The 16194-nt window shown below is 62.3% G+C and carries 15 protein-coding genes and 1 pseudogene; 4 read left to right on the plus strand and 12 right to left on the minus strand.

What is annotated here, in order from left to right; all coding sequences use genetic code 11:
• Positions 1–98: 98 nt before the first annotated feature.
• From HMPREF9697_RS20195 to relB, 4 genes are all read right to left on the minus strand, one after another.
• Positions 99–1097 carry a replication initiation protein gene (locus HMPREF9697_RS20195; RefSeq protein ID WP_051053945.1) on the minus strand — a complete coding sequence of 333 codons (999 nt, stop codon included), beginning with the start codon at positions 1095–1097 and terminating at the stop codon, positions 99–101.
• A 101-nt stretch (positions 1098–1198) separates the two neighbouring features.
• Complete coding sequence (locus HMPREF9697_RS14625; protein ID WP_002718014.1) at positions 1199–1561, minus strand: hypothetical protein; 363 nt, start codon at positions 1559–1561, stop codon at positions 1199–1201.
• Between the two features lie 44 nt (positions 1562–1605).
• Positions 1606–1908 (minus strand): type II toxin-antitoxin system RelE/ParE family toxin, encoded by a 303-nt coding sequence (locus tag HMPREF9697_RS14630; protein WP_002718015.1) that lies wholly within the window; start codon positions 1906–1908, stop codon positions 1606–1608.
• Positions 1905–2351, minus strand: a complete 447-nt coding sequence (relB, locus tag HMPREF9697_RS14635; protein ID WP_002718016.1) for a type II toxin-antitoxin system RelB family antitoxin — start codon at positions 2349–2351, stop codon at positions 1905–1907. The genes HMPREF9697_RS14630 and relB overlap by 4 nt, the downstream gene beginning before the upstream one ends.
• Positions 2352–2736: 385 nt before the next feature.
• Here relB and HMPREF9697_RS14645 point away from each other — a divergent pair, with 385 nt between their 5' ends.
• The 4 genes and pseudogenes from HMPREF9697_RS14645 to HMPREF9697_RS14660 all read left to right on the plus strand — a co-directional run bounded on the left by HMPREF9697_RS14645 (position 2737) and on the right by HMPREF9697_RS14660 (position 7055).
• Entirely contained in the window at positions 2737–3297 is a 561-nt protein-coding gene (locus tag HMPREF9697_RS14645) for a chlorite dismutase family protein (protein WP_002718009.1), read from the plus strand.
• A gap of 254 nt (positions 3298–3551) precedes the next feature.
• Positions 3552–4742, plus strand: a pseudogene (locus HMPREF9697_RS14650) (strawberry notch C-terminal domain-containing protein); the annotation flags it as partial.
• Positions 4742–5797, plus strand: coding sequence for a DUF7146 domain-containing protein (locus tag HMPREF9697_RS14655; RefSeq protein WP_002718018.1), 1056 nt, complete (start codon positions 4742–4744; stop codon positions 5795–5797). The pseudogene HMPREF9697_RS14650 and the gene HMPREF9697_RS14655, both read left to right, overlap by 1 nt.
• Before the next feature lie 328 nt (positions 5798–6125).
• Positions 6126–7055 carry a DUF2493 domain-containing protein gene (locus tag HMPREF9697_RS14660; protein ID WP_002718019.1) on the plus strand — a complete coding sequence of 310 codons (930 nt, stop codon included), beginning with the start codon at positions 6126–6128 and terminating at the stop codon, positions 7053–7055.
• Positions 7056–7099: 44 nt separating this feature from the next.
• Here HMPREF9697_RS14660 and HMPREF9697_RS14665 read toward each other — a convergent pair whose 3' ends face one another.
• The 8 genes from HMPREF9697_RS14665 to HMPREF9697_RS14700 form a co-directional block, all read right to left on the minus strand.
• On the minus strand, positions 7100–7804 hold the full coding sequence (locus HMPREF9697_RS14665; RefSeq protein ID WP_002718020.1) for a hypothetical protein: 705 nt from the start codon (positions 7802–7804) through the stop codon (positions 7100–7102).
• A gap of 149 nt (positions 7805–7953) precedes the next feature.
• Complete coding sequence (locus tag HMPREF9697_RS14670) at positions 7954–8217, minus strand: hypothetical protein (RefSeq protein WP_002718021.1); 264 nt, start codon at positions 8215–8217, stop codon at positions 7954–7956.
• Positions 8218–8316: 99 nt separating this feature from the next.
• Positions 8317–8757 carry a DUF411 domain-containing protein gene (locus tag HMPREF9697_RS14675; RefSeq protein WP_002718022.1) on the minus strand — a complete coding sequence of 147 codons (441 nt, stop codon included), beginning with the start codon at positions 8755–8757 and terminating at the stop codon, positions 8317–8319.
• 30 nt (positions 8758–8787) lie between these two features.
• Positions 8788–10350: a multicopper oxidase family protein gene (locus HMPREF9697_RS14680; protein ID WP_002718023.1), complete on the minus strand. Its 1563-nt coding sequence runs from the start codon at positions 10348–10350 to the stop codon at positions 8788–8790.
• 43 nt (positions 10351–10393) lie between these two features.
• Entirely contained in the window at positions 10394–10756 is a 363-nt protein-coding gene (locus HMPREF9697_RS14685; protein WP_002718024.1) for a hypothetical protein, read from the minus strand.
• Positions 10757–10944: 188 nt separating this feature from the next.
• Positions 10945–14118: an efflux RND transporter permease subunit gene (locus HMPREF9697_RS14690; protein WP_002718026.1), complete on the minus strand. Its 3174-nt coding sequence runs from the start codon at positions 14116–14118 to the stop codon at positions 10945–10947.
• Positions 14115–15551: an efflux RND transporter periplasmic adaptor subunit gene (locus HMPREF9697_RS14695; protein WP_002718027.1), complete on the minus strand. Its 1437-nt coding sequence runs from the start codon at positions 15549–15551 to the stop codon at positions 14115–14117. Before HMPREF9697_RS14695 ends, HMPREF9697_RS14690 begins: the two co-directional genes overlap by 4 nt.
• On the minus strand, positions 15548–15955 hold the full coding sequence (locus HMPREF9697_RS14700) for a FixH family protein (RefSeq protein WP_002718028.1): 408 nt from the start codon (positions 15953–15955) through the stop codon (positions 15548–15550). Before HMPREF9697_RS14700 ends, HMPREF9697_RS14695 begins: the two co-directional genes overlap by 4 nt.
• Between the last annotated feature and the right edge of the window lie 239 nt (positions 15956–16194).

The following is a 16194-nucleotide window of genomic DNA, read 5'->3' on the forward strand; positions in this document are numbered from 1 at the left end:
CAATTAATGTGAGCACACGGTCATGGAATGCGAGCCGGCGCCGATCAATGCAAGCTCATTTGCAGATAATGTGAGCACGAACGCTCTTTCATTTGCAGTTATTGTGAGCCGAAAACTGCGTCAAATGCGAGCATGGCCGGTTTCAAATGCGAGCCGTTACAGCTAAGCGTAAGCGTGCTATCCCACAAGCTCGGTTCGTCCGGCCGTTTCGGGTTCCAGAATAGAAACCCTTTGCTGGCAATCACCATCTGCGAAAAACCCAAGGCGTTCACGTCGGAACCATCGGCCGAAATGGTCGAGCGGACAAGGGCGAGTGTCTGGCTATGCAAACTCTTGATGTATCGGCCATCGCTCGGCAGTTTCAGCTTGTCTAGGAACTGCTTCTGATTGTTGCCCAGCACCAAGACAGGGGAGCCGGTCAAGGTGGCCTCTGTACACATCCACGCCAGCAAAAGCCGAGGCATCATCCCGTAAGGCATTCCAAATTTCGGATGCGCGTTGATGGACAGTGAAATTTTCGAGGTGCCGCGCTCGAAATAGGTTGTTTTCGGGTCGGTATGGGGCAACGTGGCTTGTGCCAAAAAGTGCGCAACATACCCGGTTGCCCCGGCCGCCTTCGCGTCCTCAAGTTCCAATGCCAATGCTTCCGAAATCAAATGCTCTTGCCGCTTCGTTATGCTGGATTTCTGCGCTTCCCCGGCCAGAACCTGCGCGGTGGGCGGCTCTGAAACTGGCGAGGCCTTCGGCGCAGCCGGCACGCTGCGACCGACAACGGCCCCCACGGACTGGAAGCCCTCGATGCGCGAAGGCTCGGCGCTCTTGGCCTCTGGCGTACCCATGAAGCGGGCGGCCGTTGCTGCGGCCTTCTTGGCTTGCTCTGCGCCCATGCCGGCGTCGATCAGCTTTAGCCGGTACTCGTTCGCGTTCAAAGCATCGCGGCGGGCGTTGGCCATCTTGGCCGCCACGGCGGCGGCATCCTCGGCCGGTAGGCCGACTGCTATCAGCTCGGCGCGGTAGGCTGCTTCATCAAACAAACCGCCATCAAGGTTTAGTGCTGTCTGCTTTGCGCCATTTTTGCTAAGATTGGTCATGGTCATTTGCCTGTTTTGGTGATGGTCAGCAGCCCTTTACGAGTTCGCCACTCCGGGGCTGCACCCCCGGCCCGACACTGTTAGAGCAGTGCCGGGCCATTCTTTTTTCAGTGCGGGCCGGTTTCCTCGCACCAGTTGGACGAATCCACGATGATTTCGGGGTCGAGGTGCGTCACGTCGGCCAGCGTCGTGAGTGCCTTTTCAAACGTCCGAAAGCGCACCGGGCGGCCTTCATGCGTGATGGCGTGCAAGGTCTGGCCCTGACGGGCGTACAGGGCGAACCCTTGGCCGTCGTTGGGGTAAAGCACGGCCTGCACGCGCTCCCCGTCCGGGGTGTCACAAGCGGCATTCAGGCGGTGGAACGTCCACGCCCTGCCCTTCTTCACTTTCGGTTCCATCTGCTCGAAAAATTCAGCCACAAGCGCCTCGACTTCTGCGGGCGTTGCGCCCAAGTTTTGATCTGTATTCATCTTCGCCACTCCTGAAAACCGGCGTTAGAGCGCCGGGGTTGTAATCACGGCACCTGTTGGGCCGCGTGCTTCACTCTCAAAATCTCGACGGTGCGGGCCTCAGCCAGCACACGATAAAAAACGATGTAGTTCGGATGCACGATCAGTTCGCGCAACCACTCGGGCAAGCCCGGTCGGCCATGCCGGCCAAGCTCTGGATGCTGTGCAAGCGGCTTGGTCTTGTCGCGCAACTCCTGCCCGAAGCTCTTTGCCCGCGTCGGGTTGTCCTTGCCGATGTAGCGCACGATGGCGCGCAAGTCATCGCGTGCCATTGGCCGCCATTCAATGCGGTAAGGCTTGGCCGTCATGCGCGCTTTTTCTTCGGCAAGGCGGCAATGTCGGCGTCCATCTCGGCCATGACTTCATCGTGCGGAATGCTCGGCCGTGGGTCGTCAATAGATGCCTGAAGCTCGCCGGCCAGCCACTGGTTATAGGCGGCGGCTTCGTGCGCTCCGCGTAGTACCTGCGCCCTCGCGTCGTCGCGGCTGTTGACCACCTTTTCGGCGGGGTTCCAGTCGCTGGCGTCGAACTGGCCGACCGTGATTCCAAGATCACGCAACAGGGACAGGGCGGCAATCGGATTGCCAAACCGGCGCGGCTCGCCGCTGCGGGCCTTCGACAGCACGGCACCGGAACCGCTGCGGGTTGCGATCTGAACAAGGAACGCCCCGCCCTGCCCTTTCAAGGTCACGCCTGAGACGCCGCCGGCATTGCTGGCAACGCGAAGCTGCTCAAGGGTCATGCTTTGCATGGTGTTCTCCTTATACGTCACTAATCAGATTGTATTCTGCACGAAAATTAGAAAGCGTGCAAGCGCTCTAGACAATTTGGGTGGTCAAAATTGGCATAGCCAATTTAGATTGGCCTTTGAGTTATTGGCCGGGTCTGCTACGCTAGGCCAAGTTAGCTATACCGATACGGTACAATTAATTTTTGAAATGGCGACAAACGGCTATTTTCTGGCGGTCGTATCACAGACCAATTCGATGCTATATTTACAATTTAACTGGGGGCGCTGGTAAGCGTAATGCAATACTACGCTAAGCGAGGCGAGACGATGATGCACAAGCATGGGATGGGCAGATAGGTTTTTTGAGGCTGTAAAAAAGTTAACACACTCACATGAAGGGGGTGAAATGGATACACGATTATTTGCATTCGTCGGCGGAGACAGCGGTCTTTGGCGGATCGTTGGAACCGAAACCATAGTTGGCAAGTCACTGCCTGAAGCCAAAAGGCTCAACGTAATATCTGCCTCAGAGTTGCAGCCCGAAACCAATGCACCCTGGGTACTTCGCGGAATAACAAGCAATGAACGGTATGTCATGCGCGAAGAGAAGAACGAAATTGTGGTGAAGCAGCAAGGGCTAGCGCGCCCAGAAGCAACTTGCGCTGCGTTGATACCGATCCGAAAAAACGCAGCTTGGTGGGAATTCACGCAAGACGAGCGCCGGAGCGTTTTCGAAAAGTCAAAGCACATCCAAATCGGGCTCAACTACTTGCCTGCAGTAGCGCGCAAGCTCCACCACTGCCGCGACCTCTCTGAAAATGAACCGTTCGATTTTCTCAATTGGTTCGAGTTCGCGCCAACCCATGAGGCTGAGTTCAACGCATTGCTTTCCGAACTGCGTGCAACAGAGGAATGGAAGTACGTTGACAGAGAAGTCGATATCCGTCTCGTGCGAGAGGCGGCGTAGGTCAATCCCCGTCTGACCGCTCAGAGGCGTTAGCGGGCAGCCGGCACTGCATCTATTGATTTTGGATAGCTTGGAACCCGGCATTTCACTTGCAATTAATTCGAGCACGCCGCCATGAAATGCGAGCCGCCGCCGTCGATTGCAAGCTCGTTTGCAGATAGCGTGAGCATCAGCGCGCCGTCAGTTGCAGTTAATTCGAGCCGAAAGCGGCGTCGAATGCGAGCACGCCCGTTTTCAAACGCGAGCCGCTACAGCTAGGCGCCATCACGCGAGGCCAGCGCCAGACCGGGGGCCAGGGACTCTTCAGGCCAGAGGACAATCTGGAATCGCACTACGCCCGTGACGCGCTGCGCCAGCTCTACATGCTGCTCGTGCGTGGCAAGATCGAAGGCTGTTCGCTCCAGATGTTCGAGGCCGCCACCGGCCTCAACCTGATGGACGCCAACGGCATCAAGGACGAGTTGCCGCCGATCACGACTTTCCTCAACCGCCTACTGGCGCTCACCATCGAGCTGCAGGGCGTGCTGTTCACGGCGTTCGAGCAGTTGCTGAACGCCAAGATCGAAGGCGCCATCGCCAGCGGTGTCTATGACGTCGGCCTGGAGACGCTGCGGGCCGAAAGCTTCGTCGTCATCGATCGCCGGACGATCTACACCCATCCCGCGACGACCGCGGAAACCCGGCTGCTGACCATCACCGAGCGCCGGCGCAATCGCCCCGTCACGCTCGATGAGGCGCTGGACCATCTCGCCGACCACCGCGCCGCGTTGCTGCTCAACGAGCGCTCGGGCCGCGCCGCCGTACAGATTCCGGCGCCAAGCCTGATGCTCGACGATGGCGAGATCGAACGCCGCGTTCGGCTGATCCGGCCGATGGAGCACCATCACGCGTCGCTGAAGATGATGGACGACAGCCACTGGCAGGCGGCGGAGCGGGAGGCCTTTGCGGCCGCGTGGGATCGTGAAGTGTCCGAGGTCCCCGAGTTCGCCGACAACACGATCCATATCGTCGCCGGCTTGCTGCTGCCGATCTGGAAGCGCCTGCCGAACGAGTCGACCCGCGTCTATCGGCTCCAGACCGATGCGGGCGAGCGCATCATCGGCCGCAGGGTCTCGCCGGCCTGGGCGGCGAACGCGTCAGTGACCGGGACCACCATCCTGACGCCGGATGCGGCCTTCGCGGCGCTGACCGAGGGCCGCACCGTTCTCGACCTCGCCGAAGGCCTTCAGCTCCACCGCGCGCGCGTCATGGGCGTCCACCGCATCGAGCTGTCGGGCTTCACCGACACGATGCGGGACCGCCTGCGCGCCTACGGCCTCTTCAGCGAGATCATCTCGTGGAAGCTGCGCATGTTCGTGCCGACCGACGCCGCCGGAGCCGGCGTGCTGGCGAAAGTCCTCGACCACTATCCGGCCCTGCGCATCAGCGAACGGGAGGCCGCGTGATGAGTCGCCACGACGCCTCCGAACTGGCACACCGACTCGCGCGCGACGCCGAGGCGGTGTGCCGCCACTACCTCTCGGCCGGACGGCGGGAGGGCCGCTATTGGCTGGTGGGCGATGTGCGCAACACGCCGGGCCGCTCGATGTTCGTGCGGCTCAAGGAGTCCGTGAAAGGGCCGGCCGGCAAATGGACCGACGCCGCGACCGGCGAGCATGGCGATCTGCTCGACGTAATCCAGGAAAGCTGCGGCCTGATCGACTTCAAGGACGTCGCCGATGAGGCGCGTTCGTTCCTCAGCCTGCCGCATCCCGAGCCGGAGCCAGATCGGCATCGATCGCGAGCGCCCGCCGCTCCAACCGGATCGCCGGAGGCGGCACGACGACTGTTCGCCATGTCGCAGCCGATTTCCCGTACACTCGTAGAAACGTATCTCAGTAATCGCGGCATTACGTTTTTGCACGGAACCGGAAGCCTGCGTTTCCACCCGCGCTGCTACTATCGACCGGACGAACACAGCCCGACCGAGACCTGGCCGGCGATGATCGCTTCCGTCACCGATCTCGAAGGACATTTGACCGGGGCGCACCGCACCTGGCTCGATCCCGGCGACTTCACCGAGGCGACACTCGGCAAGGCGCCAATCGACACGCCGAGACGGGCGATGGGTGACCTTCTCGGTCACGCCGTTCGATTTGGCGTGGCGGGCGAGGTCATGGCGGCCGGCGAGGGCATCGAGACGATGCTGTCGCTCCGATGCGTCTTGCCGACCATGCCGCTGGTTGCAGCCCTCTCGGCGGCGCATCTCTCCGCCATCCTGTTCCCGGACACGCTGCGGCGACTCTACATTGCTCGCGACGATGATCCGGCCGGCGACGGCGCAATGGCGACATTGATCGACCGGGCGCGGGAGGCCGGGATCGAGGCGATCGTGATCTCGCCACGGCTCGGCGACTTCAACGAGGATCTCCGCCTGCTTGGGATCGACGCGCTTCGGGCGGCGAGCCGGGTGCAGATCGCGGCGCAGGACGTCGCCCGCTTCATGGAGCTGGCGGCATAGTCGGAACCGGGATGAGGGGCGGATCGGCAGCGCCGTCACCGTAGGGCCGGCGATCATGCGTTCCCCAGCGCCGGAGGGGACCGCACCCACGGCCTTCTGAGAGGGCGATCGGGCAGCAAGCGGCCCGGACCGGCAACCTCGTGGGCCGACTATTTTCCGTCGGCGGCGGAGCCGCCTTTACATCGCGAAACAAAATGGCCGGCCCCCTTCGGTCCTCCGCCAAGGCTTCGGCCCTCCACTGCGCTGCGGATGCAAGTCCGTTCCGCCCGCCGCCTTCGTCGCCATGAAGGCCGCGATGGGCGCGGCCGATCCGACGAGGAAAGCCGCGATGACCACCGACCATGACGACGAATTCGAGCCGCACCACAGCTCATCCCCGACCGACCAGGTCCTCCACGAACTCCAGCTCTATGGCTACCGCCCCTTCAACGACGAGCCCGATCCCAGGCCGCTTCCAGAAGCGAACATCCTCGCGGGCAGCATCTCCGACATCTTTGACGCCCTCGTGGTGGCGCTTGCTGACACTCGCCTCGAACCCGACCTCGAGGACCTGCTGTGGTCGACGGTGAATGTCTTCCATCGGGCCATCGAACGGATCGAGCGCGAACTCGACGACAACGAACTGGCCCAGCAGCGTTCGCAACGTGAACAGGATGGCAGCGAGGTCAAATCCGTCGAGCTGGAACGACTGACGGCGGAAGGTCAGACGCTCATCGAACGCCGCAACGCCTTCGAGCTGATGCGCGACCAGGCCGCCGACCAGTTCGAGCACCACGCCTATTCAGCCTGGCGGCCGCGCAACGGGTCGAAGGTCAACCATCGCAACCTCACCTCGGCGATGATCGACAGCCGCGACTTCCTGGCGGCGAAGAAGCGCGCCGACAACCAGGTGCTCCTGCCGGCGGGGCCGAAGGTGGCGCTCACCGGCGGGCTCGATTTCAACGATCACCGGCTGATCTGGGCCAAGCTCGACCAGGTCCACGTCAAGCACCCCGACATGGTGCTGCTGCACGGCGGATCGCCGAAGGGCGCCGAACTGATCGCCGCCAAATGGGCCGACAACCGCAAGGTTCCGCAGATCGCCTTCAAACCCGACTGGACGAAGCACGCCAAGGCCGCTCCCTTTAGACGCAACGATGCCATGCTGGACGTGCTGCCGATTGGTCTCCTTCATTTCCCGGGCACCGGCATCCAGGACAATCTCGCCGACAAGGCGAAGAAGCTCGGTATCCCGGTCTGGAAGTTCGGCGGCGCGTGAGCGCCGCCATCTTCCACATCATTCTTCCGGATAGGAGAAAGAGTTCAAGGCTGCTGGCGCCAGAACTGCGTGCTGTAATTGTTCAGTCCGCGGGTATGCGCGTCGACTGTCACCTGGAAGGTTTCCGGAATCTTGTCTCCGTCGCCGCCTTCTTTGAAATAGTCCCTAATCGAGTAGAGCGCTCCTCTCATCAGGTGCTCCCACGTTTGATACAGCTTAGTCTGCCGATCCTGCTCCTGCTTGGCGGCGCTCGGCTTTCGACTGGGGACCGGGATCGTATAATCGGGACGTATATCTGCGTTATGGACGAACGTGATGCTGCCGAACGTCCACTCGCCATCGACGGCCCGGCGCCACCGATAGCTCACTCTGACACTTAGGCGTTCGTCGAAGCGATGAGGCGGCATGATCTGGTCATCGACGTAGAAGAGCTGCCCTTCCTTCTCCTCCGTTTCCATCCGGCGCTTCATGGCTCCCACGGCGAAGGACAAATCACTACCCGCGCGTCGAAGAGTGCTTTCAGTCTCTGCGCGCTTTCGTGGCGCCTTGGCCAAGTGGTGTTTCGCCAGCGCCTGTTCGAAGTGATGGAGTTTTGTCGAGATGTAGGGACCGCAACTTGTGAGAGGGAGACGATGCAGATCGCCAGATCGTTCTTCCCGGATAGCCTGATCGACCAGCCTGTCCAGCTCGTTAGTGTCGATCGCCTGAAGGGCATTCTGTTGATCGCGGGGGATGTTGATCTCGCCCATGCCTACTCCCTTACGCTTTGTCTACAACCGGCCCTCGGCCGAGCCCGACGACCCGTCCACAGTAAAGTACCAAATGCTTGTTGCGCATCGCGAGATGACACAACCTTGGGAAGATGATGTGTCGCTATAGAAGCCCATCATACTTCCTTTCAGTCGCCATTGTCCGAGCGGCCCGTCATCTTGTGCATGCACAGGCCAAGCGCGCACATCGCAAGGCATGGCAATGCGCTGAGGAGAAGCGGTGCTATCCCGAGCGCAAGCAGCCAGCTCCAATTGAACGCGACGCCGAGGATGATGATCACCGCGCCGAGCACGAAAAGGCCGCGGCGGCTACCAAAATAGCGGCCGATCATCTGGAAGGCATTGTCAGGGCAGGGAGGCGGCGCTGGAATAAGGAATTTCAAATCGACCATGAGTGTTTTTCCTCGGCTATGGAGCCGCCGATCTCTTGCGGGCTCGTATCGGAGCCGCACCTTCTCGTGAGCGGCATCCATGCAAAATGCGGCGGTCGATCATTCCGTCGCGTAGATAAACGGCGCCTTGCCGTCCTTCGTGACGGCATAGATCGTGAACTTCTCGGTCTTCGTGCCGACCATGCCGGGCGAGCCCATCGGCATGCCTGGCAGGGTAATGCCAGCGATGGCAGGCTTCTCCGCAAGGAGCTTGCGGATGATGTCGACAGGCACGTGCCCGTCGATCACATAGCCACCAACGAACATGGTGTGACAGCCTTCCAGCTCTTCGGGTACGCCGGCCTTGCTGCTGATGTGGGCAAGATCATTGGTCGGCTTGACGTCGACGTCGAAGCCGTTGTTGCGCAGATAGGCGGCATAGCCTTCGCAGCAACTACAGTTCGGGTTCTTGTAGAGGACCGCGTGGATGGGCGCGGCGACCACGGGCGCCGACAGGAACAGAAGGGCGGCGCTGGCGAGGAGGAAGTGTCGTCTTTGCATGTCCGTTCTCCGTTTCGAATAGGGTTGAGTTCAAGCGACGCGCAGTACGGTCATCAGACCGGCCACCTGGTGGTCCATGACGTGGCAATGCAGCATCCACTCGCCGGGATTGTCGGCGACGAAGGCGACCTCCACCGTCTCTCTCGGTGAGACCAGGACGGTGTCGCCCCAGAGATTGTGCGGCACAGGCTTTCCGTTGCGTGTCAGCACATGAAAGCTGTGACCATGCAGGTGCATCGGATGCCACCATGCGGTTTCGTTCTTGAGAGCTAGCAGGACGCTGCGGCCCCGCTGGAATGTAAGAACGGGCTTCATACCGGCGTCGCCATCGCCGGTCATCGACATACCATTGATGGCCCAGGCGGCGCCCCGACCCAAACCCATCATTCCCATGCCCTTCATGCCGCCCATCATCCCACTCATGCCGCTCATCATGCCGCCGCCCCCCATCATGCCGCCCTGGAGCGCCAGTTCGTGTCGCTCGGCGGTGGTGAGATCCGGCTCCGGTAGGGGGTTGCGCGGCAACTTGAGCGTGGCATCGAGGGGATGCGGGCGAAGCGGCGGCCTCTCGCCATAGGCAAGCTGGGTGAGCGTGTAGGATAGGTCGTCATAGAAGTCGTCGACCACGCGGTAGCGGCGGCCTGGCTCACCCTGCATGTCGAGAACGACATCGATTCGCATCGCCGGGCCGACAACGACGCGACCTCCGTCCGGCTCATGCGGATCGCAGGGTTGGCCGTCGGTCGCGACGATCACCGGCCGATGGCCCTCGAAACGCAAAGCCATGATCCGGGCGAGTGCTCCGTTGACGAGCCGGAGCCGGAGCCGCTCACCGGCCCGGACCGGCTGCTCGTCCGATATCGCGCCGTTGAGCGTTACCGTGTTTCCGACCCGGCCAGACATGGCCGCTTCCATGCCATTGCCGAACCCGCCAGCAATCTGGGCCTCTGAGGTGAGGCGCCAGTCCGAGAGCACCCAAAGGAGATCGCGGTCGACCGCGATGGGCTCGCGCTCTTTCACGATCACGGCGCCCGCGAGGCCACGGCCAAGCTGTTCGAGGCTGTTGGCGTGCGAGTGATACCAGAAGGTGCCGGCATCCGGCGGCGTGAACGTGTAGGTGAAGGTCTCGCCAGGCTTGATCAGTGGCTGCGTCAGGCCTGGCACGCCGTCCATCGCGTTCGGCAGCCGGATGCCGTGCCAATGCACGGTCGTGCCCTGATCGAGCCGGTTCTCGACGAGGATACGTGCCGGCTCGCCTTGCCGGAGGCGCACGACCGGCCCCGGCACGGCGCCGTTGTAGGCCCAGACCTCCGCCCGAGGATGGCCTGCTCCTGCGAGTGAAGCACGGCTCGGCCCAGCCGTGATGCGGATGTCGCCCGGGGCGGCCGCTCGTGCCCGCCATGGGAGCGACGATGTTGTCAAAGCCAGTCCGGTGCCAGCCAGCAACAGGCCGCGGCGCGAGATGGCAGAACCAGTTCTTATATTCACGTTGGACCCTTCCGAATCATCGTAGATGACGGGAACGCGCCGGTCTTGATCGCCCGTTGGCGGGATCAGACTGGTGCCCGCGATAGGCACAGCACGCGCACGCATTCGTTGGCCTCGGCCTTAGTCGCTTAAAGCGATGGCCGCGGTGTCAGCCGATGCTGGCGGGTCTGGGCGGGTGGGGGCCAGGCGGCGAAGCCCTGCCGTTGAGCAGCGCCACGCGTGCTGCAATCGGTGACCCGGGCCTCTGGACCAGGGCCATTCCGGTGACTTGCGGGAGCACGGCCAAGACCGGCGCAACGCAGAAGGCCGCGCACGGCATAGCCTTCATGTCGTTATCATTCCCGCCGCTCGGGCAACAATCGCAGCCATTGTGGCCGGGAGCGCCCATATCGGACGCCATCGCCATCTTCGCAGTCATGTCGCTGGCCTGGACTGCCGACAGGCTCATCCCCACGGTCACGAAGACCGCGAGGAACAGGGCGACGAGCTGTGTGGCCGACCAGCGTTTCATGGTGCCACCAGCGTCGCGCCGAACTGCGCCAAAAACAAGTCGGCTCGGCTCTCGTCTCACCGGAAGAAGACGTATTTTACGAGCGCGGCAATCACCAGCACCAGCACGACGATGCCGATGACGCCGAAAAGGCCCATGCCCCACATCATTCCTTCGCCCATCATATTGTGCATCTTGGCGCTCTCCTGTCATTCGGCCGCCTCGCGTAGCGGTAAGGGTTCGAGTTCCTCGACGGAGGCCGGGACGGCCTTCGCCGGAAGCCCCCATCCTTTGATCAGCCCATAGATCGCCGGGATCACAACGAGCGTCAGGATCGTCGATGAGATCATGCCGCCGATCATCGGGACAGCGATGCGCTGCATGACCTCCGAACCAGCGCCGGTGCTCCACAGGATCGGCACTAGGCCCGCCATGATGGCCACGACCGTCATCATCTTCGGCCGTACCCGCTCGACCGCGCCGAGCATGATCGCCTCGTAGAGATCGGCACGGGTGAAGCTCCGGCCTTGTCCGGCTCGCGCCGTCTTCACCTCGGCCATCGCCTGATCGAGATAGATCAGCATAACGACCCCTGTCTCGGCAGCGACGCCGGCGAGCGCGATGAACCCTACCGCCACCGCGACCGACATGTTGAAGCCGAGCCACCACATCAGCCACACCCCGCCGACCAGAGCGAAGGGCAGCGACAGCATGACGATCAGCGTCTCCGTGAGCGCCCGGAAGTTGAGGTAGAGCAGCAGGAAGATGATCAGGAGCGTCACCGGCACCACGATCTTCATCCGCGCTTCGGCCCGCTCCAGATATTCGTACTGTCCGCTCCAGCCGACCGAATAGCCCGGCGGCAGCTTCACCGATGCGGCGACCGCCTTCTGCGCCTCGGCAACATAGCCGCCAAGATCGCGGCCGTTGATGTCGACATAAATATAGGTCGCGAGCTGCCCGTTCTCGGTGCGGATTGAGGTCGCGCCCCGTGTGAGCTGAACCTTCGCCACCTCGCCAAGGGGAATGGCGCCGCCACCGGACAGCGGCACTTCGACATCGGTCGCGATCGCCCGTGGATTCGAACGTAGGTCGCGGGGGTAGCGGATATTCACGCCGTAGCGCTCGCGACCCTCGACTGTTGTCGTCACCGTCTCGCCGCCGAGTGCGGTTGCGATAACGTCCTGCGCATCGCCGATCTTAAGACCGTAGCGGCCTAGCGCCTCCCGGTCGGGGATGATGTCGAGATAGTAACCGCCGATGACTCGTTCGGCATAGGCGCTCGACGTGCCGGGCACCGCCCTGAGGACTGTTTCGATCTGACGGGCGACCTTCTCCATCTCACCAAGGTCCGCGCCGAACACTTTGACGCCGACTGGCGTGCGGATGCCGGTCGAGAGCATGTCGATGCGAGCACGAATCGGCATGGTCCAGGCATTCGAGACGCCGGGGAACTGTAGCGCCTTGTCCATCTCGGCCTTGAGGCTGTCGATATTCACGCCGGGCCGCCACTGCTCCTTCGGCTTCAGATTGATGATGGTCTCGAACATTTCGGTCGGCGCCGGGTCGGTCGCCGTCGCTGCACGGCCGGCCTTGCCGTACACGGAATCCACCTCCGGGAACGATTTGATGATGCGGTCCTGCACTTGTAGTAACTCAGCCGCCTTCGTCACGGAAATTCCCGGCAGGGTGGTCGGCATATAGAGCAGCGTGCCTTCATCGAGATTTGGCATGAACTCCGAGCCGAGCTGGCGCGCGGGCCAGATGCTGACGGCAAGTGCAACAAGAGCAACGATGATGGTAAAGGTCTTCGCCTTCAGGACCGCGCGAATGATCGGTCGATAAGTCCAGATCAGAAATTTGTTGATCGGGTTCTTATGCTCCGGAATGATCTTGCCGCGCACGAAGATCACCATCAGCGCCGGCACCAATGTCACCGACAGAATCGCGGCCGCCGCCATCGAGAAGGTCTTGGTGAAGGCGAGCGGGCCGAACAGCCGTCCCTCCTGCGATTCCAGCGTGAAGATCGGCAGAAAGGACACGGTGATGACGAGCAGGCTGAAGAACAGTGCCGGACCGACCTCGCTCGCCGCATCGATCAGGATTTGCACGCGGGGCTTATCCGGCGGCGCGCGCTCCAGATGCTTATGGGCGTTCTCGATCATGACGATGGCGGCGTCGATCATGGCGCCGACCGCGATGGCGATGCCGCCGAGACTCATGATGTTGGAGCCGAGCCCGATCAGCTTCATCCCGGTGAAGGCGATCAGGATGCCAACCGGCAGCATAAGGATGGCGACGAGTGCGCTTCTGAGATGCAGCAGGAACACCACGCAGACAAAGGCGACAATGATGCTCTCCTCTGTCAGTGTGTGCCGCAACGTTTCGATCGCGGCCTCGATGAGATGCGAGCGATCATAGACCGGCACGATTTCAGCGCCTTTGGGCAGGCTGCCCGCGATGTCGGCAAGCTTCTGTTTGACGTTCTCGATCACGCTGAGCGCGTTGGCGCCGAAGCGCTGTAGCACGATGCCACTTGCCACTTCCCCTTCGCCGTTGAGCTCGGTGATGCCGCGTCGCTCGTCCGGACCGATCTCCACGCGCGCCACGTCCTTGAGACGCAGCGGCACGCCCCGATCGGTCTTCAGCACGATGTTCTCGATATCGGCGGGCGATTTGATGTAGCCCCGGCCGCGCACCATAAACTCGAACTCTGACAGCTCAAGCGTACGACCGCCGACATCCTGGTTGCTGTTGCGCACGGCGTCACGCACGGCAGCGAGTGATATTCCCTGGGCGCGCAGCCGCAGCGGATCGACGACGATGTTATATTGCTTGACGAAGCCACCGACGCTCGCGACCTCCGAGACCCCCTCGGCCTTCGAGGCAGCAAAACGGATGACCCAGTCCTGCAGCGAGCGTAACTCAGCCAGTGTCATGTCCTTGGCGATAACGGCATATTGGTAAACCCATCCGACACCGGTCGCGTCCGGCCCGAGCCCCGGCGTGACGCCGGCCGGCAGGCGCTTGGCCGCGGCGTTCAGATATTCGAGCACGCGGCTACGCGCCCAATAGGGATCCGTGCCGTCCTCGAAGATCACGTAGACGAAGGAGACGCCGAAAAAGGAGAAGCCGCGCACGACTTTGGACCTTGGTACGGTCAGCATGGCTGTTGTCAGAGGATAGGTGACCTGATCCTCAACCACCTGCGGCGCCTGGCCGGGATAATCGGTGTAGACGATGACCTGCACATCCGAGAGATCGGGAATGGCGTCCAGCGGTAAGGTCTTGACGGCATAGACACCGGCCGCGACAGCGAACGCGGTGCCGACCAGGATCAGAACGAGGTTGCGTGCGGACCACGCGATGAGGCGGGCGATCATGGCGTATCTCCTGTCGCTGTCATGCCGCTGAGTGCAGCCTTCAGATTGCTCTCGGCGTCGATGAGGAAGTTTGCCGAGACGACAACCCGATCGCCGGATGCGACGCCGCTACGGATTTCGGTGAAGCCGCCGCCCTGGGTGCCGAGCTTGACCTGACGCGGTTCGAAACGGCCATCGCCTTTGTCGAGGATCACCACCTGACGCGTGCCAGTGTCGATCACCGCGCTATCGGGCACCGCGACCACCGATCTTCCGCCACCCACTTCGATCTCGACATCAGCATACATGTCAGGGCGAAGAACGCCGTCCGGGTTTGGGATCTCGATCCGCACCTTCGTCGTGCGCGTCGCCTCGTTGACCTGCGGATAGATCAGCGCGACGCGACCCTCAAAAGTCCTACCGGGCAAGCTGCGCACGCGAACCTTAGCGAGTTGACCAAGTTCGACGCTCGCGAGTGCATATTCAGGCACGTCGGCAAGTACCCAGACAGTCGATAGATCGGCGATACGGAACAGAACCTCGCCGGCCGTCATTTTCATTCCCTCGGTCGCATTACGCACGAGGACGATGCCGTCGCGAGGGGCGTACCAGGTAAAGGCCGGCGGAACCTGATGAGTCCGGTCGATCTCGTCGATGACTTCCTTCGGCACCGCGTAGTTCTCGAGACGCCGACGCGCTACATTGAGCCCTGGATTGATCTGGACTTGTACGGCAGCAGTCGCGATCTCCTGCGAGCGTAGTTGCAGGAGAGGCTGTCCCTTCCGCACCCGGTCTCCGGTCGTGACGTTCTCGACCTTGCCGACATAGGAGTCAGCCGCGACGGTCACGACCGAGACATTCCGCTCGTCCGGCTGGATGGCGCCCGGAACCCGCACCGCTTGGACGATGACACGATCGGCGGCAATCTCAGAACGAACGCCCGTTCGCTGCAGCTTGCCCGGCGCGACCTTGATGGTCGAACCGTCCTCGTCGTCGCCGGCGTAGACGGGGAGATAATCCATCCCCATCGAATCCTTTTTTTGCACCGGCGAGGTGTCGGGCAGGCCCATGGGGTTGCGATAGTAGAGGATCTTCTTCGGGTCGCCGGCGGCAGGAGCTTCGGCAACGCTGGCCGGCTTGTCGTCGAAGCTGATGTCCTCGCTCGCGTGAACCGGCAGGAAGTCCCGCCCATCCGCGGTCGTCTTCGGCAGCGCCGAATAGGCCGGACGGCTGTCAGGATCCCGATAATAGATCACCGGTCCCGAGGGCGTCGGCCTGGCGCTCGCCCGAGGTGTCGTGGCGCCCTCCAGCCAGGGGACCGCCCGGAGGAGCCACGCTACCACGGTTGGGTTCATGGGTGGCAGCGCAAGATCGCGATGCCCAGCCCAGTAGCCTCCAGCCCCCGCCGCCAGTATGGCGGCGAGGGTGAGGCCCGTACGGCCGATGCGCGTCATGGTACCGCCTTGAACTCGAGCTTGTTCTCGACCGTGCCGGTCTCGCCCTGCAGCTTGGCGCCGAGCGAGAGCCGCCAGCCCCCGGCCATCACGAGAGCCGCTTTAAAGCGATAGACGCCGGGCTCCGTTGACGGCAGTTGCTCGATCGGCTCGGCCATCTCGGCCATGCTGTCTGGCGCCATATCGACACGTTTGGCGATGATCACCGCGTCCGGCACGGGCTTGCCGGAACGCTTGTCGACCAGGCGAACGGTCACGACGGCACCGTCACCCTTCTTCACTTCGCTCTGGACGAGCTGGAACTCATAGTCGCCGATCCCGGCCCAGGCCTGCGAGAGGGTTCCGATGCAAGCAGCACCGACCGTCGCCGCGACCGCAGCGGATTTCACATTCAGAAAGTTCATCGTCAAAGATTCCCAAATTCATCTCGTTCAGCCACGCGGACGCGCGGCCGGCTCGTGATCAGGCCTATGGCCGGATCACGTGGCTTCGCCGCATGAACTCGGTCATGCGGCATGATACGGCTCACAAGGAGCCGCCGATGAATTCAGGCTCGGGGAGGTCGGGGTGGTGGCGGGTCGATCAGGCCGTCGCGCCACAGATGATCACTCGGCTCCTTCACGCTCGTCACGGCGAACCGAGC

The organism is Afipia felis ATCC 53690, assembly GCF_000314735.2.
GTDB classification, from domain to species: Bacteria; Pseudomonadota; Alphaproteobacteria; order Rhizobiales; family Xanthobacteraceae; genus Afipia; species Afipia felis.

Excerpts from the sequence above, each read along its gene's own strand:
- HMPREF9697_RS20195 (WP_051053945.1), bottom strand. The coding sequence starts at position 1,097 with ATGACCATGACCAATCTTAGCAAAAATGGCGCAAAGCAGACAGCACTA.
- HMPREF9697_RS14625 (WP_002718014.1), bottom strand. The coding sequence starts at position 1,561 with ATGAATACAGATCAAAACTTGGGCGCAACGCCCGCAGAAGTCGAGGCG.
- HMPREF9697_RS14630 (WP_002718015.1), bottom strand. The coding sequence starts at position 1,908 with ATGACGGCCAAGCCTTACCGCATTGAATGGCGGCCAATGGCACGCGAT.
- relB (WP_002718016.1), bottom strand. The coding sequence starts at position 2,351 with ATGCAAAGCATGACCCTTGAGCAGCTTCGCGTTGCCAGCAATGCCGGC.
- HMPREF9697_RS14645 (WP_002718009.1), top strand. The coding sequence starts at position 2,737 with ATGGATACACGATTATTTGCATTCGTCGGCGGAGACAGCGGTCTTTGG.
- HMPREF9697_RS14655 (WP_002718018.1), top strand. The coding sequence starts at position 4,742 with ATGAGTCGCCACGACGCCTCCGAACTGGCACACCGACTCGCGCGCGAC.
- HMPREF9697_RS14660 (WP_002718019.1), top strand. The coding sequence starts at position 6,126 with ATGACCACCGACCATGACGACGAATTCGAGCCGCACCACAGCTCATCC.
- HMPREF9697_RS14665 (WP_002718020.1), bottom strand. The coding sequence starts at position 7,804 with ATGGGCGAGATCAACATCCCCCGCGATCAACAGAATGCCCTTCAGGCG.
- HMPREF9697_RS14670 (WP_002718021.1), bottom strand. The coding sequence starts at position 8,217 with ATGGTCGATTTGAAATTCCTTATTCCAGCGCCGCCTCCCTGCCCTGAC.
- HMPREF9697_RS14675 (WP_002718022.1), bottom strand. The coding sequence starts at position 8,757 with ATGCAAAGACGACACTTCCTCCTCGCCAGCGCCGCCCTTCTGTTCCTG.
- HMPREF9697_RS14680 (WP_002718023.1), bottom strand. The coding sequence starts at position 10,350 with ATGCGTGCGCGTGCTGTGCCTATCGCGGGCACCAGTCTGATCCCGCCA.
- HMPREF9697_RS14685 (WP_002718024.1), bottom strand. The coding sequence starts at position 10,756 with ATGAAACGCTGGTCGGCCACACAGCTCGTCGCCCTGTTCCTCGCGGTC.
- HMPREF9697_RS14690 (WP_002718026.1), bottom strand. The coding sequence starts at position 14,118 with ATGATCGCCCGCCTCATCGCGTGGTCCGCACGCAACCTCGTTCTGATC.
- HMPREF9697_RS14695 (WP_002718027.1), bottom strand. The coding sequence starts at position 15,551 with ATGACGCGCATCGGCCGTACGGGCCTCACCCTCGCCGCCATACTGGCG.
- HMPREF9697_RS14700 (WP_002718028.1), bottom strand. The coding sequence starts at position 15,955 with ATGAACTTTCTGAATGTGAAATCCGCTGCGGTCGCGGCGACGGTCGGT.